Genomic DNA, 13796 nt, shown 5'->3' with positions numbered 1-13796 from the left:
TCAATAGAGGAACGCGTCTATCTATGATAGAGTCTCGGCTATTTTTTCGTTATTTATTCGGTAATTTTGTTTAATATGCTTAATTGCTTCGCGCTTACTTAATGGAGCGAGCTCATTGTTTTGCACGTATTCCCAAACTACATCCGGATTTGTTTTTGCATATTCACGAAGGACCCAGCCAATTGCTTTTTGAATGAAAAATTCTTTTGAAGAATGTAGTTGTCCAATAATCCAGAAAAGAAGTTCTTCATCCATCTTTTGTTTATATTTGAGTTGGAATAAAATAGTGGCACGTTGTAACCAAATGTTATCTGATGCAATCCATTTTGGGATATAGGCAGAAATCAATTCTGGATGTTGTAAAAAGATATTACCTAAAAATGTAGGTACGATGCTATCGACAGTGTCCCACCAAGATTTTGTTACAATCAATTCTTCTAAGAAGGGGATATGTGTTTCGTTTATATGCTTTTTATATTTTTGCATAATATCAAGTGCAGCCGCTTGGAATTCACGTTCTGGTAAGTCCCAAAGTTCACGTACGATAATTTGGAAGTCTCTTTTATCTGGGAGAGTATGTATTTGAATGATGTCTTTTAATAATTGGCGTCTTTCCGGTGTTTGAATACCTAGAAATGGGAAGTGATTTTTCATATAACGAGCCATAGGTTCTGCTTTTTCAAGATTTTGATGAGCTGTAAAATGCTCTTGTAATGCTTTTACAAATGGATGCATACGTGTTTCTCCTCTCTTATTCTCTTTCTTCTCTTATTATACAAAGAGTTTGGATAAATTTTAAAACATAACTTGCAATGTAATGAAATATGTTGAAAGTAGAGAGGAGAGGATAAGATGGAGGATCAAGGCGTACTAGCAGGTTTCTTTGCTCTTAGTTTTGCGTTTATTCTTGTTATATTGATTTGGGCAATTATTTCATATTTGTTAACGGCTTTTGCACTTTATTCGATGGCGAAAAATGATGGTGCAACGGACGGGGTGCTTGCGTTTATTCCGTTTTTGAATAGTAAGACGTGGGGGGACTTAGCGAAAGATAAATTACCAGATTTTTTGAAAGAAGAAGCAGGGTGGAAAGTATTCGGCATATATGTTGCATGTTTCATTTTTAATTTCGTACCAATTATAAGTTTACTAGCAACAGCTGTATCGATTGTATTGTCCATTTATCTTATCTACGCTATTTTAGACAGATACGGAACGAACTCTATATTATTTACGATTATTCATGTAATCACATTTTCGGTGTTCTTACCGATTCATTTATTTATTATTCGAAATGAACCGGTGAGATATAAAGAGTAGATTTTTCATTTTTGTTGATAAGTAGATATAAGTAAAAAAGCGCCCTGATTATCAGAGCGCTTTTTCTACTACATAAGGTAGCGTAAATAAATATAAATGTGAGAAATGATTAATGAAACGATCATAATTGGGAAACCGACTTTTAGGAAGTCCATGTAACTAAATTTATGTCCTTCGCGGCTCGCGATACCTGCAACGATTACGTTAGCAGAAGCTCCGATTAATGTTCCGTTTCCGCCCAGACAAGCACCTAGTGCTAATGCCCACCATAATACATCGATTTGTGCGTCAGATGGTGATAAGCCTAGCCCAACTGCCATATCGTTAATAAGTGGAATCATTGTTGCGACGAATGGGATGTTATCAATTGTTGCAGAGGCGATACCAGATACCCATAAAATAAGGATGGATGCGTAAGAAATATCTCCGCCTGTTATACCAATTACTTTTTGAGCTAACATTTTGATAAGACCGATATCGATAAGTCCTCCAACAAGTACGAATAACCCTGCGAAGAAGAAGATTGTTACCCACTCTACGCTTGCAAATACTTCTTCAATTTCATGCTCTTTCACACCAATTAACATAAGTACAGTAGCACCAGTTAAGGCGATAATAGCGGCATCGATATGGAAAATAGAATGAGTCATGAAACCTACAATCGTAAGTCCAAGTACCGTTAAAGATTTTTTCATTAATACTGGGTCTTTAATGTATTGTTTTTCATCTAAGCTCATTAATTTTTTAACTTGTACAGGATCGGCAATTAATTGTTTGCGATACATGAAGTAAAGTATTATCGCTGTAACTGCAATAATAATAATTACAATTGGTGCTAGATTCAATAGGAAAGCATTGAAGTCTAAATGCTTATTTGCAGAACCAATCATAATGTTAGGTGGATCACCAATTAATGTTGCTGTTCCTCCAATGTTTGAAAAAATAATTTCAGAAAGTAAATAAGGAACAGGATTTACTTGCAGTATGCGCGTAATAGATAAAGTAACTGGAACAACAAGAAGTACAGTTGTAACGTTATCTAAAAATGCGGAGCCAAGCGCGGTAAGTAAGGAAAGTGAAATTAAAATTTTAATTGGATTTCCTTGCGCTCCTTTTGCCGCTTTAATGGCAACGTATTGGAAGACACCTGATTTACTCGTAATGTTCACCAAAATCATCATACCGATGAGTAGCGTAATCGTTCCCCATTCAATATGTTTCGTAAAGGCGTTATGTAAATCGACGACCCCCACAATTACCATGAGTGCTGCACCAAGAAGTGCGATGACAGCGCGATTAATTTTTTCAGAAATAATAATGGCATATGTAATTAAAAAGACTGCGATAGCAAAATAATACTGCCAGTTAGCGAGTTCTTGCGTTGTTTCGTGCAAAAATCTCATCTCCTTTCATTCACTTTTTCTTAGTGTGTCAAAAATGCTCTAGAAGAAACACACATAACGTCATTATAAAGTAGGAAAATGGCGGATGTAAATGAAAGGAGAGATTTTGTCATATTTTCTGCATAGGTCATTTTTTCTTATTTTTTAAAATATTTGTGGGCATTTGACATATATATAAGATACATCCAATCTGAATATTTAAAATGGAATTAGCATTCGAGCTTGTTCGTGTAGGAGTGTCAAATAGAAAGGAATGACAAAAATGATAAGGAAGGGATCGTATGGATGAACAACGATTTTTATTTTTAGACTTTGAGTTTACGATGCCCCAGCATAGAAAGAAACCGAAAGGATTTTTTCCAGAGATTATTGAGGTAGGACTCGTTTCAGTTGCTGGCTGTAAGGTAGAAGATACGTATTCATCACATGTTAGGCCGAAAACATTTCCCTCTTTAACGGATCGATGTAAGAAGTTTTTAGGAATAAAACAAGAAGTCGTGGATAAAGGGATTTCATTTCCTGAACTCGTTAAGAAGCTTTCAGAATACGAAACGAAATGTAAACCGACAATTGTAACGTGGGGAAATATGGATATGAAAGTGCTGAAGCATAATTGTGAAATGGCAGGGATAGCTTTTCCATTCTTCGGACAGTGTCGTGATTTATCGCTTGAGTATAAGAAGTTTTTTGGAGAAAGAAATCAAACAGGATTATGGAAAGCAATTGAGGCGTATGGAAAAGTAGGGACAGGGAAGCATCATTGTGCGCTTGATGATGCAATGACGACGTACAACATTTTTAAACTAGTAGAAAAAGATAAAGAGTATTTAGTAAAACCAGCACCTCCAACATTAGGAGAACTTGTTGATTTTTCAAAAGTGTTAAAGAAAGTGAGCACACAGTAACGACCAAATTGCACATTATGTAATTTGGTCGTTTTGTTTTTTAGAGTTTGTAGTCTTTCTTTAATTGCTCTAATGTGTCTAGACTACGCTCTGCAAAAGGTGAATCATCTTCAGAAAATGAATTCATTTGAGTTTCTAATGCTAATTTTAGTGAATCTGTATAATCCGGAACTTCTCCTTCATATTTCTTCACCATTTGTTCTGGAATATTCGTTTGCTCACGAAAAGCTAAAGCACGTCTTTCGTGGAAAAATGGTACGTCAGCTTGTTTTACGTTATGTAAGTCACCTTGCACCGGATGTTTTAAAACAGCTAATACTTTTACGACGTAACTGCCAGGGCGGCTATTTGTAACCTCGCCAATGTATTTTCCTGTTTTATAAATACCAGTAACGATTTCACCAATTTCAAATGTTTCTCTCATATTTTTCACCTCAAGTTTATAGTAAGGAAAGTGAGGGAAGGAGTCAAAGAAATCCTTCGTTTTCAGAACGCCCCTTGAGAATATGGGGAGGTTGCACTATAATTTAAAATGATATAACAGAAAATTCTGATGTTTTATAAATCCTATAATAAGGAGTGTTCTATATGATGCCTTTATATTTTCCGGAAGATAAAACAGAATATATTATTCCAGGGATTGTTTGTGTTCTATTTATTATCGGTGCTATTGCTACGTGGCGCATGTTTATTCGTATATCAAAAAGAGAAGCAGACCGATTACAGAAAGTTGAAGAAAAACTATTAGCTGAAAAGAAACAGTAACGCATTTTTGTATGTTTCCCTCTATGCTCGGACAATCTAAGGGCAGAATATATTTTGGAGGGAATAGAATGAAGAAACGGCTTTTTTTCAGTTGTTGTTTATTATTTCTGATGGCAGGTTGTGACCAAGGAAAGCCGAAAGAAATTGAAGTGAAATTACATAATGCTTCAGGAGATGAAGTAGGGACTGCGAAAGTAGTTCAGCAAACAAGTGGAGTGAAAATTACGATTAAAGGGGAAGGTTTCACGCCAGGACCACACGGACTACATGTACATGAAATCGGAGAGTGTAAGGCACCTCGTTTTGAATCATCTGGGAATCATTTTAATCCAGATGATAAAAAGCATGGACTACTCAATCCGAAGGGCGCAGAAAACGGTGATTTACCGAACGTAGTTGCAGATGGTTCTGGAAAGATTAAAGCGGAAATCGATGCACCCCACATTACACTTGAAGAAGGGAAAACGACGATTCATAGAAAAGATGGAGCGTCTATTATTATTACAGAAAACCCTGATGATGGTATGACACAACCGACAGGTAAATCAGGGGATCGAATTGCTTGTGGCGTAATTGTAAAAAAAGCATCGGATATGAAGAAAAAGTAAAAGCTACCGTGAATGGTAGCTTTATTTGTGAAATGTAATTGAAAATATATCAGCGATTATTGGAATATATCGACTGTAACTCAAATTATATCGGCGATTATTGGAATATATCGACCGTAACTTGAAATATATCAGCGATTATTGAAATATATCGACTTACCGACAAAATATGACAAAGGAGTCTGCCCAAGAATGATTCGGGACAGACTCCTTTCTTATTATGAAAACGTATGACGCAGTCTGTTTAAAATTTCTTCTAAAACAGATCGTGGACAGCCGATGTTAATTCGAATATGTTCTTCGCCACCTAACCCGTATTTCTCACCAGGTTCAACGATGATTTTTCCTTTTTCCTCAAGTAGTGCGGTACGCTCGTTTTGAGAAAGCTTTAGACGAGAACAATCAATCCATAATAAAAAGCTACCTTCTGGCTTCGTTACGGAAAGAGCAGGTATGTGAGTTTTAATATATTCACAAGCAAATTGAGCATTATCTTCTATATATAATCGAATTTCGTTTAGCCAATCATTACATTCTGTATAGGCACTTTGCATCGCTGTATAAGCGAAGATATTTAACCCGTGGAAGCCTTGTCTATACTGGATAGCAGTAAAGGCGTGACGGAGTTTTTCGTTTGGAATGATAATGATCGACGCTTGTAATCCAGCGATATTAAATGTTTTACTTGGAGCCATACAAGTAATCGTGCGAGCTGCTAATTCTTCAGATAAAGAAGCGAACGGTGTATGTGTATGGTCTGCATAAATGATATCGGAATGAATTTCATCCGCCACAACGATTACGTTATATTTAGTACATAACGATCCGAGCTGCACAAGTTCCTCTTTCGTCCAAACGCGTCCGATTGGGTTATGAGGGCTACAAAGAAGCATGAGTTTGATGCCTTGCTGAAACTGCTTTTCTAAATGCTTGAAGTCTATCACATATGTATCATTTTGTTTCTGTAATGGACTCACGCATAACTGCCTGTTGTTTGTTGTGACCATTTCGAAAAATGGAGGATAAATAGGTGGTTGTACGAGAACAGATTCGTTTTCTTTGGTGAAAGCCTGTATGCTCGTACTAAGAGCTGGAACGATTCCGGCGCTAAAGACAATCCATTCTTTTTGAATATCCCAGTTGTATTGTTGTTTTGTCCAGTTACAAATAATATCTCCAATATTTTCGGGAGGAAGTGTATAGCCAAAAATCGGATGTTCGATTCGTTGTTTTAAGGCAGTTTGAATTGGTTTTGGTACTTCAAAATCCATATCAGCAATCCAAGCATGGATAAGTTCTTCGTTTTTATATGTATCCCATTTTATACTATGCGTTCCACGTCGATTGATTGCTTTATGAAATAGTTGCATAAGTTTGCTCCCTTCTTCTGTAAAACCAATAAGTTATGAAAGTTCTCTCTCTTCTTATAGAATAGCTGATGTGATAGGATAAAGAAAAGTATTAAAAAGTGAAAAGGCGGGAAGCGAATGGGTACATATGAAAAGATGATAGAGGTTGTGAAGAATTGGGATCCGTTTCAAATGGGACCGGAGTTTTATGAAACAGAAGCGAGCGATGTTGTGAGCGTCATAAGTGTGTTTGACGATCCAAAATACATCGCAAAGAAGATTCAACATATATACTTTATGTCTTTTGAGGAAGTACCTGCGCTTGAAAAATGTGAGAAATTAGCTGTGGAATTACTTGTAATAAAAGAAGGCGGAAGCTGTTCATTATAGGCTGTCGGGATTTCCGACAGCCTTTTTTATATTATCCCGCTATTTGCTGGGTAGTAAGACCCTCACCTCAAAATTCAGCGGAAGCAAAGAAGTTAGGTGGGGGCTGATTAAAGTTTCATTTTATTGCGCGGAAAAAGCGATAATTTCTTCATAAACATGTTCAGGCTTTTCTTCAGGTAGTAAATGTCCTGTATTTTCGTAAGAAATAAATTTTGAATTCGGTAAATCTTTGTGTAGACGATGACCTACATGTACAGGGACGACGCGGTCTTTTTCACCCCAAATGAGTAGGATAGGTGTTTCGATTTTTTGTAATTCAGTTGAAGATAAGTCACCTTCACGGTCTCGTATCATGCGAGTTAAAGCGGGAAATATACGGTCGTCATAAAAAGGAGCGGAGTAACCTTTTTTCATTTCATCGTCAATTAATGAGTGATCATGAACGACATTCATTAAGTTATGAACAATGCCGCGCCTTATAATCCAGTTCTTTACGTATAAATGAAAGAACGGTAAATAAGAAGAGTATAGTAAAGGTAAGGTTGCGCGCGCTAAATAGCTCGAGCTACATAGTAAAATCGTCTTTGAAATGAGTTCAGGACGTATACGGTTTACATAGAGAGAAATTTGCCCACCCATAGAATGCCCAACTAATACAATGTTTGAGAGAGATAAATGTTCAATTAAATCAATAATAATCGTTGCTAAATTGTGATAAGAATACTTAAACAGATGAGACTTATCACTTTTTCCGAACGGTGGCAAATCAAGAGCAATGACTGTTCCTTCCTTCGATAGTAAAGGAATGAGACGGCGGTAACTGAATGAGGAAGATAAAAAGCCGTGAACGAGTATGAAAGTAGGACGTTCTGTTTTATTATCATGTTCATACAATTCGTAATGAACAGTAGTGCCGCGAGTGGAAAAAGTGAAATAAGGACAAGTATATTTATGATTCATTTTTTGTCACTCCATTGATTTTTGTTCATATCATCTCCAAGGAAGAAGAAAATATGTTAACAAAAAAAGGCAAGATGACGATGTCATCTTGCCTTTCGTTTATTCAGTATTACCCGCGAACAATATTAGGCGGTGTTTTTCCTTGTAACCCTGCAACTAAATTTTCAGCGGCGGTCATGGCCATTTGCTGACGAGTTTTTAATGTTGCAGATCCGATATGTGGTAAAGTCACAACATTTTGTAATGATAAGAGTGGATTATCTTTTTGAATCGGCTCTTGTGTAAATGTATCGATACCTGCTGCAAAGATTTTCTTTTCTGTTAAAGCATGGATTAACGCTTTTTCATCTACTGTTTTGCCGCGAGAAGCATTAATGAAGATTGCTGTGTCTTTCATTAATGAAAATTCCTTTTCTCCGATAAGGTGATATGTTTCATCTGTTAATGGAGTAAGAAGAACAATAAAGTCAGACTGCTTCAGTAGCGTCTGTAAATCACAATATGTAGCATCGAATTTTTGTTCAGCTTCTTCTTTACGACGGCGGTTATAGTAAAGAACATTCATATCAAATCCGAATTTTGCTCGTTTTGCAACGGCTTCTCCAATTCGGCCCATACCGATAATACCAATTGTGCTATGGTGTACATCTAGTCCGAAGTGTTCTTTTCCGATTTCAGCGTTCCATTCACCATTTTTCACGTAAGAATCGAGTTCGCAAACGCGGCGCCCAGCTGATAGCATAAGGGCGAAAACGAGATCAGCTACTGTATCATCTAATACGTATGGTGTATTCGTTCCGATAACATTTCGGTTTTTCATCGCTTGTAAATCAAAATTATCGTAACCAACAGAAATGTTGCTCACTACTTTTAAGTTAGGAGCTACTGTCAGTAATTCTTCATTAATAGCAGATCCGAAATTTAATAACCCATCTTTATCTTGTATTTTCTTTAATAGAATATCACGAGGTACTTTCTCATTTTGATCCCATTTTTCATAATCACAGTGTTCTGATAAATAGTTTTCTACAAATGTTGGAACTGGTTCAGCAATATAAACTTTTGGTTTCACGGTTCCATCCCCTTTCGCTTTATCACGTATTTTTCCGCTGATTAAAGTTTCACTTTACCCCACATTAACGGACAGTAAGTCTCCCACCTCAAAAAGCAGCTCAAGTAAAGAGGTTAGGTGGGAGAGCAACTGTCCGTAAAAGCCCGATTGGTGCGGGCTAATAATCAGCGGGGTGAAGCATTTCGCTGATTAAAGTTTCACTTTATTTTGACATAATTCAATAGAAAAATCTTCTTTTCAAACTGGAAAGGGTATTTGTATAATTTAGACACAAACGAAAAGGAAGGATGATTTATATGGTGACAGAAAAAGAATTAGAATTATTAGCTTGTCTTGAAAAGAGTAGTCGATTATCTGTAGATACATTAGCGAAGCTGTTAAATATAGAAGTAGAAGAAGTAAAGAAGATGGTTGCGAGATTAGAAAATGAAAAGATTATTGTGGATTATGTAACACATATCGATTGGACGAAAGTGAAAGAACATACAGGTTTAACGGCAATGATCGATGTGAAAGTTACGCCAAAGCACGGCGTTGGGTTTGATGCGGTTGCTGAACAAATTTATCGTTATTCAGAAGTGAAATCCGTTTATTTAATGTCAGGGACATATGATCTTTCTATTACATTAGAAGGGAAAACGATGGGGGAAGTAGCGATGTTTGTTTCTGAGAAATTAGCAACAATTGAATCTGTCGTTTCTACAACTACTCATTTCATTTTGAAGAAGTATAAACATGAGGGCGTTATTTATGAAAAAGACGATGATGATAAGCGAATTGTGGTGACACCATGAAGCAATTTGAACTATCTAGATCAGCAGAATCTTTAAAACCATCTGGTATTCGAAAATTTTTTGATTTAGCAGCAAATATGAAAGGTGTTATTTCCCTCGGGGTAGGAGAGCCAGATTTTGTTACCCCTTGGAATGTAAGGCAAGCATGTATTCGTTCTTTGGAACAAGGGTATACGTCATATACAGCAAATGCAGGATTATTGGAGCTCCGTCAAGAAATAGCAAAGTATCTAAAAAAACAATTTGCAGTATCTTATGACCCAAGTGATGAAATCATTGTTACAGTTGGAGCGAGCCAGGCGTTAGATGTAGCGATGCGCGCCATTATAAATCCTGATGATGAAGTGCTCATTATTGAACCAAGCTTCGTTTCTTATGCACCACTTGTGACATTAGCTGGAGGAGTTCCGGTTCCTGTGGCGACTACTTTAGAAAATGAGTTTAAAGTACTACCAGAACAAATTGAAGCAGCTATTACAGCGAAAACAAAGGCGATTTTGCTTTGTTCACCAAATAACCCGACAGGTGCAATGCTAAATAAATCCGAGCTTGAAGAAATAGCAGTGATTGTTGAGAAGTACAATCTAATTGTATTATCTGATGAAATTTATGCAGAGCTTGTATACGACGAAGTATATACAAGTTTCGCGAGTATTAAAAATATGCGTGAGCATACGATTTTAATTTCGGGATTTTCAAAAGGGTTTGCGATGACAGGATGGCGTCTCGGTATGATTGCAGCTCCTGTTCAATTTTCAGAATTAATGCTCAGAATCCATCAGTATTCAATGATGTGTGCACCGACGATGTCTCAGTTTGCAGCACTTGAGGCGTTACGGGCAGGGAACGATGAAGTGATTCGAATGAGAGATAGTTATAAGAAGCGTCGTAACTTCATGACGAAATCTTTCAATGAAATGGGCTTAACGTGTCATGTGCCAGGCGGAGCATTTTATGTTTTCCCTTCTATATCTTCAACAGGATTATCTTCAGCGGAATTTGCAGAACAGTTATTGTTGGAAGAAAAAGTGGCTGTTGTCCCTGGTAGCGTATTTGGCGAAAGTGGTGAAGGTTTTATTCGTTGTTCTTATGCAACATCGCTTGAACAACTTATGGAAGCAATGAAGAGAATGGAACGGTTTGTAGAGAATAAAAAAAGGACAAAACGTAATACGTTTTGTCCATAAAAGGGGGGGAATACTAGAAAGCCATGTGTTAGTAGTCTATCCCAATATTGGATAATTATACTTCTTTAAGGGAAATTTTTCATGAATTTTGAATGAGTTCTGTCATAGTGGTATAATTTACTAATATAAGGTATACGCATTCTAGATAACGTTATCTAGAATGCGTACTAACCAATCGGATATTTAAAATAAATATATCTGCTTTGCTCTCTATAATTGTAGAGAGAATGGTAAACGTATGGGAGTGTTTCATATGTCAGAACAATATACAACAGGAGTGGTTGTAACAGGGAAAGTGACTGGAATTCAAGATTACGGTGCGTTTGTAGCGTTAGATGCAGAAACACAAGGGCTTGTGCATATATCTGAAATTACAAATGGATATGTAAAGGATATTCATGACTTTTTAAAGGTCGGCGATACAGTAGAAGTAAAGGTACTTTCAATTGATGAAGAGCACAGAAAAATGAGTTTATCGTTAAAAGCGGCGAAAAGAAAACAAGGAAGGATTCTTATACCGAACCCATCTGAAAACGGATTTAATACGCTGCGAGAAAAGTTGGCAGAATGGATTGAAGAGTCCGAGTTAACAAAGTAAAAGAGGAACGCATATGAGCGTTCCTCTTTTACTTTATCTTATGATATATATTTGCAAATATGATTGCATGCAATCATATTCGTATGTCGGAGGTGAAAGGACATACTGATTATCGAATTTCGTTTGTTTCTGGGTGCGTACCAAGATTTTCAGATGGTTTAAACAGTAAACCAAGGTTGATAAGCCCAGATATACCAACGATGCCGTAAATAATACGTGCAAGAGCTGAATTTTGTCCACCGAAAATGGCTGCTACTAAGTCAAACTGGAAAAAACCGATTAGTCCCCAGTTCACAGCGCCAATTACAGTAAAGACTAATGCGATACGTTGTAAAGTACTCATGAAAAAGCCCCCCTTAATTGTGAAGCATGAGCAAGCGATGAGTTAATTAACTCTTTTATAGAATGGGGTAGTTATGTTGTTTTTATACATAAAAAATGTTTGAAAGAAGATGTATATACATCTATACCGAAAAATACGAATTTTTATGCAAAAAATGAACTTTTTCTAAAAAATATATATTGGTTACGTTTACAATGTTTGAATCGCTTGATTTACAACTTCAGTTTCGCTAAAGTGAATACAGAAATACATATCCATAATTGGAGGGAAAAAGATGAGTACACATGTAACGTTCGACTATTCTAAAGCGTTATCCTTCATCGGTGAACATGAAATCACTTATTTACGTGATGCAGTGAAAGTAACACATCACGCAATCCACGAAAAAACTGGAGCTGGGAACGATTTCCTTGGGTGGGTAGACCTTCCGCTTCAATATGACAAAGAAGAATTTGCTCGCATTCAAAAATGCGCAGAAAAAATTAAAAATGACTCTGACATTTTACTTGTTGTAGGTATCGGTGGTTCTTACTTAGGAGCACGTGCAGCAATCGAAATGTTAAACCATTCTTTCTACAACACGCTTTCTAAAGAACAACGTAAAACTCCACAAGTGCTATTTGTTGGACAAAACATTAGCTCCACTTACATGAAAGATTTAATGGACGTATTAGAAGGTAAAGACTTCTCTATTAACGTTATTTCCAAATCAGGTACAACAACAGAGCCAGCACTAGCATTCCGTATCTTCCGTAAGTTATTAGAAGAAAAGTATGGAAAAGAAGAAGCTCGCAAACGTATTTATGCAACTACAGATAAAGCGCGTGGTGCATTAAAAACATTAGCTGATAACGAAGGTTACGAAACATTTGTTATTCCAGATGATGTTGGAGGTCGTTTCTCTGTATTAACGCCAGTTGGTTTATTACCAATCGCAGTAAGTGGCTTAAATATTGAAGAGATGATGAAAGGTGCAGCTGCTGGTCGTGATGACTTCGGAACATCAGAACTAGAAGAAAATCCAGCTTACCAATATGCAGTAGTTCGTAACGCTTTATACAATAAAGGAAAAACAATTGAAATGCTTGTTAACTATGAGCCAGCACTTCAATACTTCGCTGAGTGGTGGAAACAGTTATTTGGTGAAAGTGAAGGGAAAGATCAAAAAGGTATTTTCCCATCTTCAGCAAACTTCTCAACTGATTTACACTCATTAGGTCAATACGTTCAAGAAGGTCGTCGTGACTTATTTGAAACAGTTCTTAAAGTAGGTAAATCTACACATGAACTAACAATCGAATCAGAAGAAAACGATTTAGACGGATTAAACTACCTTGCTGGTGAAACTGTAGACTTCGTAAACACAAAAGCATACGAAGGTACATTACTTGCACATAGCGACGGGGGAGTACCAAACTTAATCGTCAATATTCCTGAATTAAATGAGTACACATTCGGTTACCTTGTATACTTCTTCGAAAAAGCATGTGCGATGAGCGGCTACTTATTAGGCGTGAATCCATTTGACCAACCTGGAGTAGAAGCATATAAGAAAAACATGTTTGCTTTACTTGGTAAACCAGGATTTGAAGAATTAAAAGCAGAATTAGAAGAGCGTTTAAAATAATAAAAAGCGACCGGATTCCGGTCGCTTTTTATTATTTTATCGAAAAGTCCATCAGTATATTCAAACTAAAGTGGGTATGCTAAAGGAAAAGTCTAGGAGGGATGGGCTTGATTCCGATTCAATCAAATTTAGAAGGACGTACATATGCGTTATATAAGTTAGAAGAGATTATGAAACCACTTGGATATAGCATTGGTGGTAATTGGGATTATGATAAAGGATGCTTTGATTACAAAATCGATGAAGAAGATGGGTATCAATTTTTACGAGTTCCATTTACAGCCATTGATGGAGAACTAGATGTACCAGGCGTAATAGTTCGTCTTGGAACGCCGTATATTCTTTCGCACGTATATCAAGACGAACTAGATGATAATGTGAATACTTTAACAGCTGGAACAAGTGGAATGGATCAATTTGCTGAGCCGAAAGATCCAGATGGAGATGTGAAAAGAAAATATATCAATATTGGGAA

At 36.7% G+C, this 13796-nt stretch carries 17 protein-coding genes (1 of these 17 running past the window's edge); 10 read left to right on the top strand and 7 right to left on the bottom strand.

The features are described 5' to 3' along the window. Positions 1-21: 21 nt before the first annotated feature. Complete coding sequence (locus tag MKY21_RS24690; protein ID WP_088046234.1) at positions 22-735, bottom strand: DNA alkylation repair protein; 714 nt, start codon at positions 733-735, stop codon at positions 22-24. A 117-nt stretch (positions 736-852) separates the two neighbouring features. Between MKY21_RS24690 and MKY21_RS24685 the strand changes: the two genes are divergently transcribed. Beyond that, on the top strand, positions 853-1320 hold the full coding sequence (locus MKY21_RS24685) for a hypothetical protein (protein WP_000390061.1): 468 nt from the start codon (positions 853-855) through the stop codon (positions 1318-1320). A 68-nt stretch (positions 1321-1388) separates the two neighbouring features. On the opposite strand, the gene MKY21_RS24680 is transcribed toward MKY21_RS24685, so the two are convergent. Beyond that, positions 1389-2714: an ArsB/NhaD family transporter gene (locus MKY21_RS24680; protein WP_000545231.1), complete on the bottom strand. Its 1326-nt coding sequence runs from the start codon at positions 2712-2714 to the stop codon at positions 1389-1391. Positions 2715-3004: 290 nt separating this feature from the next. Between MKY21_RS24680 and kapD the strand changes: the two genes are divergently transcribed. Further along, a complete protein-coding gene (gene kapD, locus MKY21_RS24675; RefSeq protein ID WP_000344358.1) occupies positions 3005-3628 on the top strand; it encodes a 3'-5' exonuclease KapD in 624 nt (207 codons plus the stop codon). A 40-nt stretch (positions 3629-3668) separates the two neighbouring features. Here kapD and MKY21_RS24670 read toward each other — a convergent pair whose 3' ends face one another. Further along, positions 3669-4052 (bottom strand): kinase-associated lipoprotein B, encoded by a 384-nt coding sequence (locus MKY21_RS24670; protein WP_341077565.1) that lies wholly within the window; start codon positions 4050-4052, stop codon positions 3669-3671. A 164-nt stretch (positions 4053-4216) separates the two neighbouring features. Between MKY21_RS24670 and MKY21_RS24665 the strand changes: the two genes are divergently transcribed. Together MKY21_RS24665 and sodC are read left to right on the top strand one after the other, a co-directional pair. Continuing rightward, the gene (locus tag MKY21_RS24665) at positions 4217-4393 is read left to right on the top strand and encodes a hypothetical protein (RefSeq protein ID WP_000982755.1); all 177 of its coding nucleotides are present in this window, start codon (positions 4217-4219) and stop codon (positions 4391-4393) included. Positions 4394-4461: 68 nt separating this feature from the next. Next, positions 4462-5001 (top strand): superoxide dismutase [Cu-Zn], encoded by a 540-nt coding sequence (sodC, locus tag MKY21_RS24660; RefSeq protein WP_000746520.1) that lies wholly within the window; start codon positions 4462-4464, stop codon positions 4999-5001. A gap of 218 nt (positions 5002-5219) precedes the next feature. Here the strand turns inward: sodC and MKY21_RS24655 are convergent, their stop codons facing one another. Beyond that, positions 5220-6371 carry a MalY/PatB family protein gene (locus MKY21_RS24655; protein WP_098595780.1) on the bottom strand — a complete coding sequence of 384 codons (1152 nt, stop codon included), beginning with the start codon at positions 6369-6371 and terminating at the stop codon, positions 5220-5222. Between the two features lie 117 nt (positions 6372-6488). Between MKY21_RS24655 and MKY21_RS24650 the strand changes: the two genes are divergently transcribed. Next, positions 6489-6740: a YugE family protein gene (locus tag MKY21_RS24650; RefSeq protein ID WP_000537645.1), complete on the top strand. Its 252-nt coding sequence runs from the start codon at positions 6489-6491 to the stop codon at positions 6738-6740. 120 nt (positions 6741-6860) lie between these two features. Here MKY21_RS24650 and MKY21_RS24645 read toward each other — a convergent pair whose 3' ends face one another. Together MKY21_RS24645 and MKY21_RS24640 are read right to left on the bottom strand one after the other, a co-directional pair. Beyond that, positions 6861-7700 (bottom strand): alpha/beta fold hydrolase, encoded by an 840-nt coding sequence (locus MKY21_RS24645; RefSeq protein ID WP_001015858.1) that lies wholly within the window; start codon positions 7698-7700, stop codon positions 6861-6863. 109 nt (positions 7701-7809) lie between these two features. Next, positions 7810-8802 (bottom strand): 2-hydroxyacid dehydrogenase, encoded by a 993-nt coding sequence (locus tag MKY21_RS24640; protein WP_086424167.1) that lies wholly within the window; start codon positions 8800-8802, stop codon positions 7810-7812. A gap of 266 nt (positions 8803-9068) precedes the next feature. Between MKY21_RS24640 and MKY21_RS24635 the strand changes: the two genes are divergently transcribed. The 3 genes from MKY21_RS24635 (at position 9069) to yugI (ending at position 11351) form a co-directional block, all read left to right on the top strand. Next, positions 9069-9566, top strand: coding sequence for an Lrp/AsnC family transcriptional regulator (locus tag MKY21_RS24635; protein ID WP_000255696.1), 498 nt, complete (start codon positions 9069-9071; stop codon positions 9564-9566). Then, positions 9563-10753, top strand: coding sequence for an aminotransferase (locus tag MKY21_RS24630; RefSeq protein WP_000808525.1), 1191 nt, complete (start codon positions 9563-9565; stop codon positions 10751-10753). Before MKY21_RS24635 ends, MKY21_RS24630 begins: the two co-directional genes overlap by 4 nt. Positions 10754-11006: 253 nt before the next feature. Continuing rightward, positions 11007-11351: a S1 domain-containing post-transcriptional regulator GSP13 gene (yugI, locus tag MKY21_RS24625; protein ID WP_000003764.1), complete on the top strand. Its 345-nt coding sequence runs from the start codon at positions 11007-11009 to the stop codon at positions 11349-11351. A gap of 109 nt (positions 11352-11460) precedes the next feature. Here yugI and MKY21_RS24620 read toward each other — a convergent pair whose 3' ends face one another. Continuing rightward, entirely contained in the window at positions 11461-11694 is a 234-nt protein-coding gene (locus MKY21_RS24620) for a DUF378 domain-containing protein (RefSeq protein ID WP_000105788.1), read from the bottom strand. Between the two features lie 274 nt (positions 11695-11968). Between MKY21_RS24620 and MKY21_RS24615 the strand changes: the two genes are divergently transcribed. Together MKY21_RS24615 and MKY21_RS24610 are read left to right on the top strand one after the other, a co-directional pair. Then, entirely contained in the window at positions 11969-13321 is a 1353-nt protein-coding gene (locus tag MKY21_RS24615) for a glucose-6-phosphate isomerase (protein ID WP_000103658.1), read from the top strand. Between the two features lie 107 nt (positions 13322-13428). Further along, a protein-coding gene (locus MKY21_RS24610) for a YugN-like family protein (RefSeq protein ID WP_000612334.1) crosses the window boundary here: on the top strand, positions 13429-13796 show its 5' portion. 46 nt of this gene lie beyond the right edge of the window; the window shows 368 of its 414 coding nt (coding positions 1-368); its start codon is at positions 13429-13431; the stop codon falls past the right edge of the window.

Source organism: Bacillus sp. FSL R9-9497 (assembly GCF_038005805.1).
Lineage (GTDB): Bacteria > Bacillota > Bacilli > Bacillales > Bacillaceae_G > Bacillus_A > Bacillus_A cereus.
Note: the sequence above shows the minus strand (reverse complement) of the source record. Positions and strands in the feature narration are given on the sequence as shown.

What these genes read in the sequence shown, in the direction of transcription:
- MKY21_RS24690 (WP_088046234.1), bottom strand. Translation starts at nt 735, where the DNA reads ATGCATCCATTTGTAAAAGCATTACAAGAGCATTTTACAGCTCATCAA.
- MKY21_RS24685 (WP_000390061.1), top strand. Translation starts at nt 853, where the DNA reads ATGGAGGATCAAGGCGTACTAGCAGGTTTCTTTGCTCTTAGTTTTGCG.
- kapD (WP_000344358.1), top strand. Translation starts at nt 3,005, where the DNA reads ATGGATGAACAACGATTTTTATTTTTAGACTTTGAGTTTACGATGCCC.
- MKY21_RS24670 (WP_341077565.1), bottom strand. Translation starts at nt 4,052, where the DNA reads ATGAGAGAAACATTTGAAATTGGTGAAATCGTTACTGGTATTTATAAA.
- MKY21_RS24665 (WP_000982755.1), top strand. Translation starts at nt 4,217, where the DNA reads ATGATGCCTTTATATTTTCCGGAAGATAAAACAGAATATATTATTCCA.
- sodC (WP_000746520.1), top strand. Translation starts at nt 4,462, where the DNA reads ATGAAGAAACGGCTTTTTTTCAGTTGTTGTTTATTATTTCTGATGGCA.
- MKY21_RS24655 (WP_098595780.1), bottom strand. Translation starts at nt 6,371, where the DNA reads ATGCAACTATTTCATAAAGCAATCAATCGACGTGGAACGCATAGTATA.
- MKY21_RS24650 (WP_000537645.1), top strand. Translation starts at nt 6,489, where the DNA reads ATGGGTACATATGAAAAGATGATAGAGGTTGTGAAGAATTGGGATCCG.
- MKY21_RS24645 (WP_001015858.1), bottom strand. Translation starts at nt 7,700, where the DNA reads ATGAATCATAAATATACTTGTCCTTATTTCACTTTTTCCACTCGCGGC.
- MKY21_RS24635 (WP_000255696.1), top strand. Translation starts at nt 9,069, where the DNA reads ATGGTGACAGAAAAAGAATTAGAATTATTAGCTTGTCTTGAAAAGAGT.
- MKY21_RS24630 (WP_000808525.1), top strand. Translation starts at nt 9,563, where the DNA reads ATGAAGCAATTTGAACTATCTAGATCAGCAGAATCTTTAAAACCATCT.
- yugI (WP_000003764.1), top strand. Translation starts at nt 11,007, where the DNA reads ATGTCAGAACAATATACAACAGGAGTGGTTGTAACAGGGAAAGTGACT.
- MKY21_RS24620 (WP_000105788.1), bottom strand. Translation starts at nt 11,694, where the DNA reads ATGAGTACTTTACAACGTATCGCATTAGTCTTTACTGTAATTGGCGCT.
- MKY21_RS24615 (WP_000103658.1), top strand. Translation starts at nt 11,969, where the DNA reads ATGAGTACACATGTAACGTTCGACTATTCTAAAGCGTTATCCTTCATC.